Source organism: Dactylosporangium cerinum, from assembly GCF_042653625.1.
GTDB classification, from domain to species: domain Bacteria; phylum Actinomycetota; class Actinomycetes; order Mycobacteriales; family Micromonosporaceae; genus Dactylosporangium; species Dactylosporangium cerinum.
Genome location: NZ_JBHSIU010000013.1, coordinates 206457 through 223481, shown reverse-complemented (window position 1 = coordinate 223481; position 17025 = coordinate 206457). Strand labels below are relative to the sequence as shown.

Here is a 17025-nt window from a genome sequence, read left to right as displayed (position 1 = left end):
GCGCGGCACATGGGTATCGCGCGGTCATGCAGGAACTTCACGTGTCACTCGACGACGCCCAGCTCAGCACGGCGGCGCAGAAGCTTCATGAGCCTCTCGAAGCCCAGCTGAGCTCGGCGTTGCAGCGCGCCGCCGAGTTGGTGGAGCAGGATTACCACGGAGAGTCGGCCACCGAGGTGGGCGCCCGGTTGCTGGAGATCGCCAAGTCGAGCCTCCACCCGGACATCGCCGCCGCCTTCCAGCCGGACCCCGCCGAACTTGATCGGGCCGCCCGGGCGGTCATCGAAGCATCCCGTGAGTAAATTTCACGGAATGCCCCGATTGCGCAACCCAACCGCTCCACACTGAGGTCCTACCGCGCCGCAGAGCCTTGGAGGACAGCCGTGGAGCAGCACAAACTCACGATCGACATGAACGAGGCCACGATCGAGCAGTTGCGCGACCACCACTTCGCGCTTTTCGGCCTCCACGCGATCGCCACCTCGGCGAGCGGCGCCCCGACCATCTGGCTCTCCGTGCACTACCTCGAACGCCATCTCGAGGTCACGTGGCAGGAGACCTACTCGATGTTCACGGCCCGCCACTCGACCATGGCGCCGAGCACGAAGGTGGTGCCGACGCACAACTATCCGGCGCCGCTGGGCAGCATGCTGACGGTGGCCGGCAACGACGGCGCGGGCATCGTCACGCCGGGCGGGCCGGCCGGCCACATGGAGATCGACAACACCGGCCGGGTCGAGCTCGGCGCCGGCCTGTGCATCCACGACACGCACGGCATGTATCAGCCGGTCGGCATCTTCGACCTGATCGACGTGGACCTCTTCCAGCCGATCCCGAAGGTCGCGTTCTTCTTCTCGCCGATCCCGCACATGGCCGGCGAGGTCGCCACCAGGGCGCTCGGACCCGGCATCCTGTTGGACTACACGAAGTCGCGGGACCGCAGCTTCTCCGTCGAGTACAACCTGCACGACGGCTGGTCGGTGGAGAACCGCCCCTACGCCAAGGCGATCGCGGCCAACGAACCGCTCAACCCGCTGCTGCTGGTGCGCTCCTCGGCCCTGCAGGCCCTCGCGATGCAGCGGCAGCGCACCACCGCCACGAGCACCGGGCAGATCAGGCGTTGAGCACCCAGGTCACGCGGTGGGCCTCGGTGGGGTCGGGCGTCTCCCAGCGCCCGATCATCCGGTTGACGACCCCGTCCGGCACCGGCCGCGGGCGGGACCGGTTGCGCCGCCGCGTCACCTCGGGCGACGCCTCGACGCTGACGATCTCGACCCTCCCGCCGTAGTCGGCGACCAGGCCGATGCAGCGGGCCCGCAGCTGGCGGGTCAGGTTCGTGGCGTTCCAGACGAACGGTGTGCCGGCCCGCAGCAGCACCTTGGCCTGGTCGGTCGCGGCCGCGATCACCGGGCCCTGGTCGTCGGTGGGCTTGACCCGCAGCCGCTCGCGCCAGTCGTCGAGGCTGACGACGGGCACGTCCGGCCGGTTCGCGGCGATCCAGTGATCCTTGCCCGACCCGGGCAGCCCGGACATGACGGTCACGGTGACCTTGGTGTCGTCGTACGCCGCGTAGTCCGCGACCCGGTCAGGGTTCCGGAAATAGGTGAACCTGGCGTGGTCCGACGGGAAGCGCCGAGGCTGGTCGAGGCAGCCGTCGTCCGAGGTGTACTGCAGGAACAGCGCGACGTTGTCGAGCATCTCGGTGGCGTCGGCGCAGATCCGCCCGAGGATGTCAGCGGTGGCGAGCAGCCCGAGGTCGTCGTTGCGGGCCAGCAGGCTGACCCGGTGGATGATCCGGTCGAGGTCGCCGCGGGGCCGCTCCAGGGCCCAGAACGGCACCTGATGGTGGCGGATGAGCGCGGCCACGTGCTCCCGCCAGGCGATCGGGACGCCGGCCTCCCACAGCACCCGCCGGGCGACGAGGTCGCCGCGGCGCGAGTGGCCGTGCGCGGTGATCCGCCCGTCGGCCTCGACCTGGGTGCAGTCCGGCTTGGCCGAGTCGTGCAGCAGGACCGCCGCGAAGAGCCTGGTCCGCTCATCGGCCGGCCGCTCCCGCCAGGCCGGCAGCGCGGCCAGCGCCTCCGCCGCCAGCCGGGTGTGCGTGGCGACGTCCCCCTCGGCGTGATGCTCGGCGTCCTGCGGCGCCCCGTCCAGGCGGCGGATCCAGTCGAACTCGGCGTGGATCCGCGGCCACGGCACCGACCACGACGGGCCGGTCGGGCAGAGCCGCTCGAAGACGGTCATGCCGCCACCTCCGGTGTCGGCCTGACCCAATACTGCGCCCCTGATGACCGGCCCGAGACGCTTCGCTGGCCGGTCATGCGTCCTCACTTCGTTCCGGGCGCCTGACCCAATACTGAGCTTCTGATGACCGGCCCGAGACGCTTCGCTGGCCGGTCATGCCCTGACCCGGTTGGCCACGATCGGGCGGTCCTGCCAGTGGCTGCCGGAGTCGAGGATCGCGGTGTGGAAGCTGGGCCGGACCCACTTGTAGCGGCCGAGCACCGTGCCGGCGGACTCGAGCTTCAGATACAGCCCCTCCATGTCCTCGGACATGTCGGTCTCCTTGACGACCTGGTCGGGGTCCGCGCCACCGGCGACGGCGGCCTCCCGCAGCGCGTCGCGCCACCCCGGCGTCCGGCAGGTCGACGGCCCGACGAATGCCGTCAGCTCGGTGAGTTTGCCGATACGGCCGGTGTACAGGACGGGCACGGAGCTCACCGGCAGCCCGTCGAGGAGCTCCCGGCGCCGGTCGGTGGACAGGAACTCCTCCGCCTCCCGGTCGTAGACGTCGAACTCGCAGAAGTGGTGCGGCAGCGCGTCGTAGAAGACGGTGTGCTTGGCGTACAGCCACTCGCCGTACATGACATGACGGTCGGTCAGGACGGGTTGCAGCTGGTACCGCACGGTTGCCGCCCACGCCTTGAACGGCCCGAACTGCTTCTCGCGCGGCCCACCGGTGAGGTAGTGGCCGCGGGACTGCAACAGCAGCTGACCGTCGGCATCGAAACTGATCGCGCAGTTGGCGCCGTCGAGCTTCTCCTCGACGACCAGCACCTGCCCGGCGACCTGCGTCTCACCGGCGAGCTGCGCGAACGGGACCTGGGCCAGGTCATGGTCGCCCGGCTGCAGGCGGGAGCCCTGCAGATGAGGCGTTCTCGGATACTTGCGCAGCACCTGACCGTTGTAGCCCACCCCCTCGCAACCAGCACAGTGGTTTTTGCTCGGGTGGAGGAAAGGGTCCTACGCCTTCCGCGCGTCAGGCCGGCGCTCAACGATCAGCGTGACATTGTTTTGCCCGAATCAGTTGCCCGAAGACACCCATTCAGGCAACTTTGGGAGGATCTGTGGAACGAAAGACTGTGAAGGGGCTCGTCCTCTTCACCGCGGCGGCCACGATGCTGGCCGTTGCCCCGGCAAGTGGCGCCTCGGCGGCGCCGGCGGCCGAATCGGCGGGCGCCGCGAAGATCACCTGGGGGCAGTGCGAGAGCCCCGGCCTGCAGCGCCGCGGCGCTGAGTGCGGCCTGCTCGACGTCCCGCTCGACTACGCCAAGCCCAACGGCAAGAAGATCCAGATCGCCGTGTCGCGGATCAAGGCCAAGGTCGCCGCGAAGGACTACCAGGGCATCATGCTGGTCAACCCGGGCGGCCCCGGCGGCTCCGGCCTGACCCTGTCGGTACTGGGCGAATACGTCCCCAACGGCGCTGGTGAGGCCTACGACTGGATCGGCTTCGACCCGCGTGGCGTCGGCTCCAGCGTTCCCGCGCTGTCGTGCGACAACGACTACTTCAACGGGCCGCGTCCGGAGTACATCCCGTGGAACCAGAGCATCGAGCAGACCTGGCTCACCCGGTCCAAGAACTACGCCAAGGCCTGCGGTAAGGCCGGCGGCGCGCTGCTGGACCACATGACCACGGTCGACTCCGTCAACGACATGGAGTCGATCCGCAAGTCGCTCGGTGCCAGCCAGATCAACTTCTACGGCTTCTCCTACGGCACGTACCTCGGCCAGGTCTACGGCACGCTGCACCCTTCCCGCGTGCGCCGCATGGTGCTGGACGGCAACGTCGACGTGCGGAAGGTCTGGTACCAGGCCAACCTCGACCAGGACGTCAACTTCGAGCGCAACGAGAAGATCTGGTTCGGCTGGCTCGCCAAGTACGACAGCGTCTACCACCTGGGCACGACCGCCCAGCAGGTGGAGCTGCGCTGGTACGCGGAGCAGAACAAGCTGCGCAGCGCCCCGGCCGGGGGCGTCGTCGGGCCGGACGAGTTCGCCGACATCTTCCTCTACGCCGGCTACTACCAGTCGACGTGGCTGGAGCTGGCCGAGGCGTTCGCCGGCTGGGCCAACGACAAGAACACCGACCTGATCGTCGCGGCGTACGAGAACTACGTCGGCCCCGGCGACGACAACGGCTTCGCGGTCTACAACGCGGTGCAGTGCACCGACACCCAGTGGCCGCAGAGCTGGAGCACCTGGGAGCGCGACAACTGGCGCACGTTCCTGAAGGCGCCGTTCATGACCTGGGACAACGCCTGGTACAACGCGCCGTGCCTCTTCTGGCCCGGCAAGGTGTCCAAGCCGGTCAAGGTCGACGGCTCGAAGGTCCAGAGCGTGCTGTTCGTCGGCACGACGCTGGACGCGGCCACGCCGTTCGAGGGCAGCCTCGAGGCCCGTCGCCGCTTCCCGCACGGCGCCCTCCTCGCGGAGGTCGGCCAGACCACGCACGCCAACTCGCTCAACGGCAACGAGTGCGTGGACAACGCGATCGCCGACTACCTCGCGACCGGCAAGCTGCCGAAGCGCAAGGCCGGCGACAAGCCCGACGCCACCTGTGACGCGCTGCCGCAGCCCGACCCGACCGCGGCGTCGCTGCAGGCGAAGTCGCTGCGGGCGGACAGCAGCGTGACGGTGCGGGAGCCGCTGTACCCCGTGCACCACTAGGGTTTGTCTGACGCGAAAGGGCGCGGGGATCTCCCCGCGCCCTTTCTGCTGTCGTGCTGTCGTGCTGTTACTGCTGGACGATGAACTCGACGCGGCGGTTGATCGCCTTGGCCGCGTCGCTGGTGTCGGGGACCTTCGGGCGGGACTCGCCGAAGCCCTTGGAGCTCATCCGCTCCGCCGCGATGCCCTGCGCGACCAGCGTGTCGAGGACCGTCTTGGCCCGGGCCTCGCTCAGCGTCTGGTTGCGCGCCTCGGTGCCCGTGCTGTCGGTGTGCCCCTCGATGCTGATCCGGATGCTGGGGTTGGCCTTGAGGATCGACGCGACGTTCGCCACGACCGCCTGGCCCTGCGGGGTCAGCGTGGCGCTGTTGTTCTCGAACTCCACCGTCGGCAGCGCCACCAGCTGCGTCTGCACCTGCTCGGCCTTCGCCTCGCCGACCGCGAGGTCGTTGCGCACGGTGCCGGTGACCGCCCGGGCCGCCGCCTCCGCCTGGTCCTTGACCTGCTGCGACACGACCGTGCCGGTCAGCGTCACGGTGCCGCCCTGCAGGTCGACGACGCCGGCCTTGGTCTCCTTGCCGAGCGCGGCGAGCACCGGCGCCAGCGCGGCGACCTTGACCCCTTCGCTGGTGCGCTTGGCGTCGACGGTCACCTCGTCGAGGACGTTGTCGGCGCCGAACGCCGCCTTCGCCGCGTCACTGAGCGCGGACTTGGCCGCGGCGTCGGACACCGTGCCGGTCAGCGTGACCTTGCCGGCGTCGACGAGCAGCTTCACCGCGATCGGCGACGGCGGCACCTCGACCTTCGGCGGCGCGATCACCGTGACGACCCGCACGCCGTCCACGGCGCGGGCGACGTCCTCGGCCTTCTGCTGCTCGTCCGCCGAGTCGACGTGGACCGTGCCGTCCCGCCCGGTGAACGACACGTCGGCGTCGATCCCGGCGTTGCTCAGCGCGACCTTCGTGTGATCCGTCAGGACCGCCTCGATGTGGTGCCGGAACGGCACCTCCATCCCGCCGACCAGCGCGGCCAGCCCGACGACGCCGACCACGATCGGCACCCACGGGCTGACCTTGCGCAGTTCGTGCCGGACGGTGCGGGTCGTCGTGGTGCCCGCCATCAGGCGTCGCCGCCGGCGGCGGGCTTCGCCGTGGGCTCGCGACCGGCGATCAGCCAGTCGGTCAGCTCCTTGAACTCCTCTTCCTTGCCGTCAGCGAGCAACCGCGCCTGCCGGGCCCACGTGACGATGCTGGGCGCGAAGTGCAGGCCGGCGTTCTCGATCGCGGTGCGCAGCGTGTCGACGTCGGAGTCGGCGAGCTTCACGTAGGTGCGGATACCGGCGGCGAGGAGCGCGGCCGACATCTTCGGGCCGATTCCTTCGATCCGCTGCAGGTTGTCCGGCGGGCCGTCGTCCACGGCCACCGCCGCGACGACCGGCTCGGCTTCTGCCGGCGCCGCGGCGACGGCGACTGGCTCGGGGACGGCAACCGGCTCGGGCTCGGGCTCGACAACCGGCTCCGGCTCTGCGGTGACGACCGGCTCGGGCTCGACCTCGGGCTCGACAACCGGCTCGGGCTCGGCCTCGGCGACCGGCTCGGCCTCGGCGACCGGCTCGGCCTCGGCCACCGGCTCGGGCTCAGGCGCCGCGACCGGCTCGACCACCGGCTCGGTCTCGGCAACCGGCTCCGCCACGGGCGCGGCCGGCTTCTTCGCGGTGGGCTCGCGGCCGGCGATCAGGTAGTCGGTCAGCGCCTTGAACTCGTCTTCCTTGCCGTCGGCGAGCAGCCGGGCCTGCCGGCCCCACGAGCCGATGCTCGGGGCGAACCGCAGGTTGGCGTTGGCGAGCGCGTCCTCCAGCGTGGACCGCTCGGCGTCGGCAAGCGCGGCGAACGTGGTGATTCCGGCCGCCTTCAGCGCCGCCGCGATCTTCGGGCCGATGCCCTCGATCCTGGCGAGGTCATCCTCTGCCTTGGGCGCGTCCTCGACGACCGGGGCCGCCGCGAACGCGGACTCGACGTCCGCAACCAGCTCGTCATCCACAACGACCGAGTTGTCCACAGCGGTCGGCTCGGCCGCGGCGACGGGCTCGGGTTCGGGAGTAGGTTCGGTTTCGACGGCAGGGGCGGCCTCGGCGACCGGCTCGGCCTCCGCGACCGCGACGGGCGCCGGGTCCTCGACCAGCGGGTCACTCGTCGCGGGCTCGGCCGGCAACGACTCGGCCGCGGAGGCCGTGACGGTCTCGGGCTCCGGCTCGGCCTCGGCAACGGGCTCGGCCTCGGCAACGGGCTCCGGCTCGGCAACCGGCTCGGGCTCGGCGATCGGCTCGGGCTCGGCGATCGGCTCGGCCGGGACGGCGGCGACGAGTGGTTGGGGGGTCGCGGGAGTGGTGGTGGTTTCCTGAGTGCGAATCCGGCGCACCTGACGGCCCCACCAGAGGTAGCCGACGAGCAGGCCGAGTAGGAACGCGATGACGATGAACAGCAGTGACTGGTTGATGAACCAGGTCACGACGGGCCTCCGGGAGAAAGTGACCGACGCGTGAAAGGGGGAAGTTTGCGGGCAGCCTTCCATACCTCGATGCTTGGCAACAGAGCCGGAAAGACGGCACGACCTGCCGGTTCTGTCTGTTCGCTCACGGCGCCGGCGGGGCGCTCTCCCACCCTCGGAAGCATTTGCGCTGATGAGAGGCCATGTGACGGGCAGTGACGGCCGGAACAGCGGAAAATCCGTGCAACCGTGGATGTGGTGCCGATGGAAAGCTTGGTGCTGAAGCTCACGACAAGCTGGTGAACTGGAGGTCGACGGAGCATGGGCAAGACGACACGGGTCCTGACCCTGGCGGCGATCGCGGCTGCGGCGGGTGGGGTGGCGTGGGCGCTGCGTGACCTTCCGGCGCAGCTGGGCGCCGTGGCCTCGGGTGCGCGGGCGGAGCGGATGCGGCGTTCCCCGCAATACGGGGAGGGCAAGTTCGTCAATCCGGTGCCGCGGGAGATCCTGCCGGACGGCGCGATGGGCGCGGCCTTCAAGGAGCTGATCTTCGGGCAGCAGCCGCGGCGGCCGAAGGGGGTGATTCCGGTGGTGAAGCCGGCGTTCCCCGCGAAGCAGGACGGCGACCTGCATGTCACGTGGCTGGGGCACTCGACGGCGCTCGCGGAGGTCGAGGGCGTGCGGGTGCTGTTCGACCCGGTGTGGAGCGACCGCTGCTCCCCGACGTCGTTCGTCGGGCCGAAGCGCCTGCACCCGATGCCGCTGGGCCTCGAGGAGCTGCCGAGGATCGACGCGATCGTGATCTCGCACGACCACTACGACCACCTGGACCTGGCCTCGATCAAGGCGCTCGCCAGGACCCAGCAGGCGCCGTTCCTCGTGCCGCTCGGCGTCGGGGCGCACCTGGAGCGCTGGGGCGTGCCGCTGGACCGGATCATCGAGCTGGACTGGGACGAGTCGGTGGACGTCCGGCACGTCACGCTGACCGCCACGGCGGCGCGGCACTTCTCCGGCCGCCGGTTCACCCGGGACGGCACCCTGTGGGCGTCCTGGGCGGTCAAGGGCGAGCGGCGCAGCCTGTTCTACACGGGCGACTCCGGCTACTGGGGCGGCTACAAGGAGATCGGCGAGCAGCACGGGCCGTTCGACGTGTCGCTCATCCAGGTCGGTGCCTATGGTGACGCCTGGCCGGACATCCACATGAAGCCCGAGGACGGGGCGAGCGCGCACCTCGACGTGCGGGCCGGGGTCCTGATCCCGTTGCACTGGTGCACGTTCAACCTGGCGGTGCACGCGTGGTCGGAGCCGGTGGAGCGGCTGCTGGACGAGGCCGCCGCGCGGGACATCACCCTGGCGATCCCCCGGCCAGGTGACCGAATCAACATCGACGCGTTGCCGGCAGTTGAACCGTGGTGGCGCGCGATTGCGTGAGGATTAAATAGCCAGGTCAGGGCACGTGTCAGGGCACACATGCCAGGACCCGACAAATGGCTGGCGGATGAGTCCCTCCCGACGTACTGTATCGATACAGAAGGTTCTGGATCGATGCAGAGAAGGGAGGGCCTGAATCATGAAGGCGACGTTGCAGACCATCGCCGACGAGCTCGGCGTGTCACGCAGCACGGTGTCCAACGCCTACAGCCGGCCGGATCAGCTCTCCCCCGAGCTGCGCGCCAGGATCCTCTCGGCGGCGCAGCGGCTGGGCTACTCGGGTCCCAACCCGACGGCACGCTCGCTGCGCAGCGGCAAGGTCAACGCGATCGGTGTGCTGCTGACCGACGACCTGTCGATGGCGTTCACCGACCCTTATGCGGTGGCCTACCTGCGCGGACTCGCGGAGGCGGCCTCGGCCCGGGAGACCTCCCTGCTGCTGCTCAACCTGCCCAAGGACGAGGCGGCCGGCCGGCGGGTCATCAGCAACGCCGCCGTCGACGCCTTCTGCCTCTACTGCGTGCCCGACTGGCACTCGGCGCTGGAGCTCGTCCGCTCCCGCGGCGTGCCGGTCGTGATCGGCGAGGACCCGCAGGCGTTCGGACCGGAGGCGAGCTACGTCGGCATCGACGAGCGCGCGGCGGCCCGGCGGCTGGGCGAGCACATCGTCAACCTCGGCCACCGCGACATCGCGGTGGTGGCGCACTGGATCGTCGACGACGGTGTGTCCGGGGGCAGGACCGGACAGGTCCACGCCGACCCGGACGACCTGCGCTACTACGTGACCGGTGAGCGGGTTCGCGGCTTCCGCGACGCGTTCCTGGCCGCGGGCGTGCCGTGGGAGCGGGTCGTGCTGATCAACGCGGCGGGCAACCAGCGCGAGGAGGGCGCCGAGGCGGCGGCCCACGCGCTCGACCGGCTCGACCGGGCGACCGCGATCCTCTGCACCTCCGACGTCCTGGCCCTCGGCGTGCTCGACGCGCTGCGGGTCCGGGGCCTGCAGGCCGGCCGGGACGTCTCGGTCACCGGCTTCGACGACATCCCGGAGGCGGACGCCGCCGGGCTCACCACAATCCGCCAGCCCAGCGTCGAGCGCGGGCGGCTCGCGGGCGAGCTGCTGCTCGACCCGCCCGAAGACCCGGCGCTGCGTCGCCTGACGCTGCCCGTATCCCTGGTGGTCAGGTCGACCACCGGACCCAACACTGCCAAGGAGAAGTCATGACCCCGATCGCCCTGATCATGTCGCTGGAGGCCGTCCGCCTGGAGGCGAACTCGGCCATGCCCAACGCCCCCGTGATCGACGACCGTCGCCGCGAGTCGGTGACCATGGGCAAGATGCGCAACTTCACGGCTCGCACGCTGCGTCGCGCGGCCGACCGAGTCGAGCCCACGCCGGCCCTCACCTACGGGTAATTGGTGCAGCTGAACAGAAAGAGCCGGGGCATTCGCCCCGGCTCTTTCGTCGTGGTGCGGAAGCGCCGTGCCTACGACTGCTGCGAGGCGTAGTCCGGGGCGTCGGACCGGGCGGTGTTGGCGCGGGCGCCGAGACCGATCGAGTCGTAGTCCTGGCGGTTGGTGACCCGCAGGATCAGGGCCCAGACGATGCCGATGACCGCGACCGCGCCGTAGGCCGCCGGGAACGCCCAGACCGCGGCGTTCTCGGTGCCGGGCTGGAAGCCGAGCAGGCCGCCGAAGTTGTCGACGACGAGCCAGATGATGTAGCCGAGCGCCACCGTCGACAGGATCGGCGCGATGAGCCGGGCCCAGGCGCCTTCGCCGCGGGCGTCCTTCAGGAAGTAGAAGATCACCGACAGCGAGGTCGCGAAGACCAGGAACAGCACGCCGACGCCGCCGGAGGTGCCCAGCCAGAAGAACAGGTTGAGCATCGGGTCCCAGCCCTGGACCGCGAAGAGCACGAGCACGACGAGCGCGATCAGGGTCTGGAAGACCGAGCCCGCCGCCGGGGCGCCCGAGCGGGCCCGGGTGCGGCCGAAGAACGCCGGGAGGACCCGCTCACGGCCGAGCGCGAACGCGTAGCGCGCGGTCGTGTTGTGGTAGCTCAGGGCCGCGGCGGCGATGCTGGTGGTGAGCAGGACGAGGCCGAGGTCGGCGGCCCAGGCACCGCCCTTCTCGGCGAGGGTCGGGAAGAACGGCCCACCGGCCTGAGCGATCTCCGGGGTCTGCGCCATCGGGACGGTGGCGTCCACGCCGATGCTGACGGCGGCGGCCCAGCTGGTGACGGCGTAGGACACGACCATCACGGCGAGGCCGAGGAACGTCGCGAGGGCGACGGTCCGGTTCTTGCTGCGCGCCTCCTCGGCGAAGACCGGCGCGGCCTCGAAGCCGACGAACGCGGTGACGGCGACGGCGAAGGCCGGGCCGGCCGCGTCCTTCAGCGAGCCCCAGGTCCACGGCTCGAGGCTGACGCCTCCCTCGGCGGGGTTGCTGAGGAAGATGAAGTCGAAGATCGTCACCGCGATGAGCTCGGCGCCGAGCAGGACCATGAGGACCTTGCTGTTGACGTCGACGCGCAGCAGGCCGAGGACCGCGACGACGAGCCACAGCGCGAGGGCCAGGATCCACCAGTCGACGGTCAGGTCCGCCTTGTCCGCCAGGATGACCGAGGCGAAGAAGCCGAACGCGCCGTAGAGGCCGATCTGCAGCAGGTTGTAGGCGAGCAGCGCGACCAGCGAGCCACCGACGCCGAGCGGGCGGCCGAGACCCTGGGAGATGTAGCTGTAGAACGCGCCGGCGTTGGTGATGTGCCGGGACATGGCGACGTAGCCGAAGCTGAACAGCGCCAGGACGACCGCGATGATCACGAAGGCGAGGGGGAAGCCGGTGACGCCGACCCACCCCCACGCCGAGGAGACGAGGGCGCCGACCACCATGAGGGGGGCGGCCGCCGTGAGGGCGAACATGATGACGGACGGCACGCCGAGACGGTCTCGGGCCAGTGCCTGGGATACCACGCTCGGTCGCGCAGGCGACGTTGCGGACATCGGTCCTCCAGGGGTTTTGAGGGGGGAAGGGGGAGAGGAAAGTCCGCTAACCGCGCTGCGACAGGACCGCGTCGCCGACCGCTGACTCGACCTGACGGATCAGGTCGCGCAGCGGTGGCGGCAGTGCGCTGACCGCCTGTTGAAGTCTTCTGACGCTGCTCTGATCGGTGTCCCACAGGACGTGACCGGACAGCCCGGTCGCGTCGGCGAGACCGGCCAGGGTGGTGTCGGCGACCCGCATCGGCTCGTGGCCGGTGAGCAGGCGGCGCAGCCGCACCACCCGCCCGGCGGGAAGGTTGATGTCGGTGGCCACCCAGCGGGTCGAGCTGCGCAGCAGGCGCCGCACCTGGGTCTGCTCGACCAGCCCGACGCGGGCGAGCCGCTGGCCGACCGCGTCGACGGCGGTCTGGCCGAGGAAGAGCAGCCACGTGCGGATCTCGCGGTGCTGCGTCTCAGCGATCATGGTGGCGAGGTTGGTGTGCGCCAATGGGTCCGAGGGGGGCTCCCGGCTGATGATCCGGAGCCGGTCGCCCTCGCAGACGATCCGCTGCTCGAGGACCAGCTCGCCGAGCATCGCGCCCGCGAGACCGAGCTCGACCGCCCGTTGCGACAGGCGGGATCGGCCGTCCCGGTCGTCGTGCGCGATCAGGAAGAAGTCATCGGCAAGCAGCATCCGCCCGCACTCCTCGAAGAGGGCAGGGTGAATGGCGCCACGAACCCCAGCCTGGCGCGCACTGTCACCACACTTCCGTCTTCAGCTCAGTTTGGTCCCGAAAGATCTCGCGGACCCAACGCGAAAGCATGCACGGCGGGGCGGGGCCACGCAACTTATGTAATGAGAATTTGAAACAACAGCCATCCCGTAAATGATATTGACGGCTGGCTCAGCCTGCAGAGGCTACCGAGCGTGATCAGACCTAATTCGGGTCCAAACCGTCATCGCCTGGCACCCTGGGTAACATTCGGATCCGTACGGCCGAGGCATTGTTGCGCATTATCCGCTGATGATTGCGGTACAGAAGTCAGCCGTCGATATTGCGCTGGGTAACCGGCGGCGGACACGCGAGAGGGCCGGCTCCCATACGGCGCGTAATGAGAGTCGGCCCCCGCGCTGCGAAGGTCAGGCCGTCGCTTCGGCCGCCTCGTCGACGGCTTCGAGGAGCTCCTCGAGGGCGTAGCCGCCGTCGTGGCGGACCCCGTTGATGAAGAACGTCGGCGTGCCGTTGACCCCGCTGCGGACCCCACCGACGAAGTCGCGGCGCACCCGGTCGAGCAGCACGTGCGCGCCGACCTCGCCGGCGATCTCCTCCGACGGCAGGCCCAGGCGCTCGACCCCGACCATCAGCTGGCGCGGGTTGATGCTGCGTTGGTGCTCGAAGAGCCAGTTGTGCACCGGCCAGAACTTCCCCCGGGCCGCCGCCGCCTCGGCGACCTCCGCGGCCAGGTCGGCGTAGGGGTGCACGTTGGTGAGCGGGAAGTGCCGGTAGGTGTACCGGACCGTCTCGTGCCGCAGCCGCAGCAGGTCCTGCACGATCGTGTGGGCCATGCCGCAGTAGGGGCACTGGTAGTCGCCGTACTCGACCAGCGACACCGGCCCGTCGGACAGGGTGTGATCGTCGGGCCCGACCGGCACCACCAGCCGGGCCACGGTCACCTGGAACGGAGTCGTGGTCACAACACCGGCCGCCGTCCGCTGTCGATCCCGGTCAGCCCGTCGAGGGCGTTGAGGATCCCTTCGGCGCCCGGGTTGATCCCGGAGGGCGCGACCTGGCTCCAGGCCACCATGCCCTCGCCGTCGAGCACGAAGAGGGCCCGCTGGCAGACCCCGCTCTGCTCGTCGTAGACGCCGTACTGGCGGGCCACCTCGCCCTTGGGCTCGAAGTCCGCCAGCAGCGGAAACGTGATCCCCCGGTCCTCGGCGAAGGCCCGGTGCGACCAGACGTTGTCCACGGAGATGCCCAGGACTCCGGCGTTGTAGCGCTCGAACTCCGGCATGACCGCCTGATACAGCGTCATCTGGTCGCCGCAGACCGGGCTCCAGTCGGCCGGATAGAACGCGAGCACCGTTGGGCGGCCACGGAACTGGGTCGTGCCGGTCCGGTGGTCCGGCGCGTCGGGCAACTCGAAGTCGGGCGCGCGCTGTCCGGCGTGGAGCACCGACTGGGATACAGAACCGCTCATACCTCAACGGTTCGCCGTGCCGCCGCAGGACGGGTCACTAGGCCGGGGTGACCGTGGTGACCTTGAACGGGCTGCCGGTGCACTGCGACTCGAAGCCGGGGTCGGGCAGGCCGGTGACCTTGACCTTCTGACCGGCGCGGAGCCCGGCGGCGGGCGGGCCGATCAGCAGCCACACGACCTTGTCCGTGACCAGCTCGACGCAGGCGCCCTCGAGGCGGATCTGGCCGGTGGTGGTGAGCACGGAGAAGTCGTCGGTCGGCTCGTGCGGCGCGGTGGTCTTCGGCACCCCGGACGGCAGGGTGGTGAGCACCGAGGCGCCGGGGCTGGGCGCGGCCTTCGACCCCGAGGGCGACGGCACCGGCGTGGGCGACAGGGACGGCGATGGAGCGGCGGCCTGGTCGGTGGACTTGGCGGCGCATCCACCCAGCACCAGGGATACGGCGAAGAGGAGGCCCAGTGTGCGTTTCATGGCACTTGGACCTCCTCCCGCCGTACCTGGTTCCAACTAGCGACTATCCGCTCAGCCGGAGATCTTGACCTTCACGGTGGTGCCGCTGGTCGACACAACCTTGATCTTCACTCCGTTGTTGGGGACCTTCACACCGTAGTACGTGCTGGTGGCCGGGTCCTCGCGGTAGTAGCTCTTGCTGTCGTCGAACGTCGCGACACCGTCCTGGCCCCGGATGTAGCTCGGGGTGGCGTTCGGGCCGTAGTGCAGGGTGAACGAGCTGGCCTTGGTCGTGCCGAACGTCGCGTCGTAGCCCTGGATGCGCGGACGCCACGGGGTGCCGTCCAGCTTGTAGATCAGGTCAGGGTGCGCGTCGACCGGCAGGATCAGGCCACCGCCGTGGTGCTGGCTGGTGTTGTTGTCCGAGTAGGACGTGTCCCAGTAGGTCACCAGGAGGCCCTGCTCGTACGGGAAGTGCTCCACCAGGTCGGGCTTCGCGGGGAAGCCGAAGTTGTACGGCCCGGTCTTGAGGTACTGGTCCCAGGACACGTACTGGCGGTTCGAGGCGATGTAGAAGTTGTCGTACGCGGTGGTCAGCGTGCTGCCCACGGCGGTGAAGCCGACCGCGGTCCAGCCGTTGGCGCCGGCCTCGGCACCGTCGGCGAAGACGGTGGTCGCGCCGTTGGTCACCTTGATGTCGTCGGCGAAGAAGCCCTGGCCGCCGGCGGCACCATCGGTGAAGTAGTGGAACCGCAGGCCGACCGTCTTGCCCGCGTAGGCGGACAGGTCGAACGTCGCCGGCACGAAGCCCGCGCTGGTCCCGTCGATGCCGTTGCCCTCGGCCGCGTTGGTGATCGAGCCCGGGATCGACTTGAAGCCGGTGCCGTCATCCACCTCGACGTAGGCGTAGTCACACGCGTCGGGGCCGCAGTCCTCGATGTCCCACGCCGCCTTGAAGCTCAGCGTCGTCGTGCCCGCGGGGATCGCAACGGTGCGGGCCAGCGAGTTGTTGAGGTCGTCACCGGCGCCGCTCCACCATGACTTGGTGCCCTCCGGCGGGGCCGGGAGCTGGGTCACGATCTGCTTCTTCGGCAGGACCACGACGACGGCCTGGGCCTTGTTGCTGTTGTACTCGTGCGGCCCGAGCTCCAGCGTCTTGTCCTGCCCCGCCACGACGATCTCGTAGTCGAGCCAGCCGAGCTGCAGCTTGTCCCAGGCGCCGAGGTCGGCGGCCCGGTCGGCGATGTTCTGGTCGCCCGGCTTGCTGACCCGGCTCTGCGCCATGATGGTCCACCAGTTGACCGGGTTCTCGGCGTTGCCGCCGGCGCCCGAGGTGTCGTAGTGGTCCGGCAGACCGAGGTCGTGGCCGTACTCGTGCGCGAACACGCTCAGGCCGCCGTTCTCGGGCTGGATCGTGTAGTCACGCACCCACAGACCGGTGGTGCCGATCTGCGTGCCGCCCATCTGGTTGAACGAGGGGCCGCTGGTGAAGTTCTGGAACGCCGCCCAGCGGTGGCTCCAGATCGCGTCCTCACCCTGGTACGGGTCGCCATCGGCCTGGTCGCCACCGGAGTGGACGATCTGGAAGTGGTCGATGTAGCCGTCGGGCTCGTTGAAGTCGCCGTCGCCGTCGTAGTCGAACCGGTCCCACTGGTCGTAGGAGGCCAGCGCGGCCTTGATCTGCGCGTCGGTCTTGCCCTGCGCCTGCTGGCCGGCCACCCACGCGTTGATCGCGTCCTGGATCAGGTACCAGGTGTTGCTGCAGACGTTGCTGGCGCACGGGAAGCCGTTGCTGCGACCGTACCGGGCCTCGTTGTACGGGACCTTGACCCAGTCGGTGACCAGACCCTCGACGCTGTAGCGACCCGAGGACTGCTTCTCGTAGTACGTCTTCAGTGACTCCGCACCGCTGCCGGTGGCGAAGTACTTGTTGTAGAAGTACTGCTGGCTGAAGTCCTGCTCCCAGACGGTCGAGTTGTCGACCGACCGGTCCGGGGCGGGGATCGCGTTGTGCAGCGGCCCGTCGAACGTCGTGGGACCCGGAGTGGCGGCATGCGTGTCCTGGTCCGGGTAGCTCGGGTGCCGCGTGTTGCCGAACTCGGCGAGCACGACAAAGATCTTGTCGGTCTTCTCTCGGCTCAGCTCGACGTACTGGTCGACGCGGGCCTTCTTGGTCTTGGTGTCGCCACCCTTACCGGTCTGGCCCTTCTGGCCGATCTTGACGACCGTGCTGGATCCACGCTTCTCCGGCGTCGCCTGGCCGCTCAGGATCTGCGAAATCGCGACCTCACGGGATTCGCGTCGCTTGTCCTCCAACGGGTTAGGCAGCTCGTCGGAGGGTGACGCGGCGTCGGCTACGGACGGTCCCCCGGCTGCCGGCACCGCGAATGCGGCACCACCACCGACGAACACCCCCATACCCGACGCAAGCGTGAGACTCAAAAGTCCCACGGTCAACTTACGCACAGGTACCTCCCTGGTGGGGCGAAAGCACCCAGGCATGATGTCGATGCCTCGATGCACCTGT

Annotated in this window: 16 protein-coding genes; 6 read left to right on the top strand and 10 right to left on the bottom strand. The window is 69.6% G+C overall.

Annotation, left to right across the window (positions count from 1 at the left end):
* Nucleotides 1-41 precede the first annotated feature (41 nt).
* A complete protein-coding gene (locus ACFPIJ_RS13235) occupies nt 42-302 on the top strand; it encodes a hypothetical protein (RefSeq protein WP_380115036.1) in 261 nt (86 codons plus the stop codon).
* An 81-nt stretch (nt 303-383) separates the two neighbouring features.
* Entirely contained in the window at nt 384-1124 is a 741-nt protein-coding gene (locus ACFPIJ_RS13230) for a hypothetical protein (protein WP_380115035.1), read from the top strand.
* Here ACFPIJ_RS13230 and ACFPIJ_RS13225 read toward each other — a convergent pair.
* Both ACFPIJ_RS13225 and ACFPIJ_RS13220 read right to left on the bottom strand, forming a co-directional pair.
* Entirely contained in the window at nt 1114-2244 is a 1131-nt protein-coding gene (locus ACFPIJ_RS13225; RefSeq protein ID WP_380115034.1) for an AAA family ATPase, read from the bottom strand. The two genes, ACFPIJ_RS13230 and ACFPIJ_RS13225, sit on opposite strands and share 11 nt — an antisense overlap.
* Nucleotides 2245-2397: 153 nt before the next feature.
* Nucleotides 2398-3195, bottom strand: coding sequence for an RNA ligase family protein (locus tag ACFPIJ_RS13220; protein ID WP_380115033.1), 798 nt, complete (start codon nt 3193-3195; stop codon nt 2398-2400).
* Between the two features lie 152 nt (nt 3196-3347).
* Here ACFPIJ_RS13220 and ACFPIJ_RS13215 point away from each other — a divergent pair, with 152 nt between their 5' ends.
* The gene (locus ACFPIJ_RS13215; RefSeq protein WP_380115032.1) at nt 3348-4949 is read left to right on the top strand and encodes an alpha/beta hydrolase; all 1602 of its coding nucleotides are present in this window, start codon (nt 3348-3350) and stop codon (nt 4947-4949) included.
* A 67-nt stretch (nt 4950-5016) separates the two neighbouring features.
* On the opposite strand, the gene ACFPIJ_RS13210 is transcribed toward ACFPIJ_RS13215, so the two are convergent.
* Together ACFPIJ_RS13210 and ACFPIJ_RS13205 are read right to left on the bottom strand one after the other, a co-directional pair.
* On the bottom strand, nt 5017-6069 hold the full coding sequence (locus tag ACFPIJ_RS13210) for an OmpA family protein (protein WP_380115031.1): 1053 nt from the start codon (nt 6067-6069) through the stop codon (nt 5017-5019).
* Nucleotides 6069-7457: a helix-hairpin-helix domain-containing protein gene (locus tag ACFPIJ_RS13205; protein WP_380115030.1), complete on the bottom strand. Its 1389-nt coding sequence runs from the start codon at nt 7455-7457 to the stop codon at nt 6069-6071. Before ACFPIJ_RS13205 ends, ACFPIJ_RS13210 begins: the two co-directional genes overlap by 1 nt.
* Before the next feature lie 300 nt (nt 7458-7757).
* Here ACFPIJ_RS13205 and ACFPIJ_RS13200 point away from each other — a divergent pair, with 300 nt between their 5' ends.
* The 3 genes from ACFPIJ_RS13200 (at nt 7758) to ACFPIJ_RS13190 (ending at nt 10280) form a co-directional block, all read left to right on the top strand.
* A complete protein-coding gene (locus ACFPIJ_RS13200; RefSeq protein ID WP_380115029.1) occupies nt 7758-8867 on the top strand; it encodes an MBL fold metallo-hydrolase in 1110 nt (369 codons plus the stop codon).
* Between the two features lie 139 nt (nt 8868-9006).
* Nucleotides 9007-10089 (top strand): LacI family DNA-binding transcriptional regulator, encoded by a 1083-nt coding sequence (locus tag ACFPIJ_RS13195; RefSeq protein ID WP_380115028.1) that lies wholly within the window; start codon nt 9007-9009, stop codon nt 10087-10089.
* The gene (locus ACFPIJ_RS13190; RefSeq protein ID WP_203848393.1) at nt 10086-10280 is read left to right on the top strand and encodes a hypothetical protein; all 195 of its coding nucleotides are present in this window, start codon (nt 10086-10088) and stop codon (nt 10278-10280) included. The genes ACFPIJ_RS13195 and ACFPIJ_RS13190 overlap by 4 nt, the downstream gene beginning before the upstream one ends.
* A gap of 71 nt (nt 10281-10351) precedes the next feature.
* On the opposite strand, the gene ACFPIJ_RS13185 is transcribed toward ACFPIJ_RS13190, so the two are convergent.
* The 6 genes from ACFPIJ_RS13185 to ACFPIJ_RS13160 all read right to left on the bottom strand — a co-directional run bounded on the left by ACFPIJ_RS13185 (nt 10352) and on the right by ACFPIJ_RS13160 (nt 16949).
* Nucleotides 10352-11869, bottom strand: coding sequence for an APC family permease (locus tag ACFPIJ_RS13185; protein WP_380115027.1), 1518 nt, complete (start codon nt 11867-11869; stop codon nt 10352-10354).
* A 46-nt stretch (nt 11870-11915) separates the two neighbouring features.
* The gene (locus ACFPIJ_RS13180; RefSeq protein WP_380115026.1) at nt 11916-12542 is read right to left on the bottom strand and encodes a GOLPH3/VPS74 family protein; all 627 of its coding nucleotides are present in this window, start codon (nt 12540-12542) and stop codon (nt 11916-11918) included.
* A 447-nt stretch (nt 12543-12989) separates the two neighbouring features.
* The gene (locus ACFPIJ_RS13175; protein ID WP_380115025.1) at nt 12990-13544 is read right to left on the bottom strand and encodes a DsbA family protein; all 555 of its coding nucleotides are present in this window, start codon (nt 13542-13544) and stop codon (nt 12990-12992) included.
* Entirely contained in the window at nt 13541-14050 is a 510-nt protein-coding gene (locus ACFPIJ_RS13170; protein WP_380115024.1) for a redoxin domain-containing protein, read from the bottom strand. The genes ACFPIJ_RS13175 and ACFPIJ_RS13170 overlap by 4 nt, the downstream gene beginning before the upstream one ends.
* A 37-nt stretch (nt 14051-14087) precedes the next feature.
* On the bottom strand, nt 14088-14519 hold the full coding sequence (locus ACFPIJ_RS13165) for a hypothetical protein (RefSeq protein WP_380115023.1): 432 nt from the start codon (nt 14517-14519) through the stop codon (nt 14088-14090).
* Nucleotides 14520-14570: 51 nt separating this feature from the next.
* Entirely contained in the window at nt 14571-16949 is a 2379-nt protein-coding gene (locus ACFPIJ_RS13160) for an immune inhibitor A domain-containing protein (RefSeq protein ID WP_380115211.1), read from the bottom strand.
* Nucleotides 16950-17025: the final 76 nt, after the last annotated feature.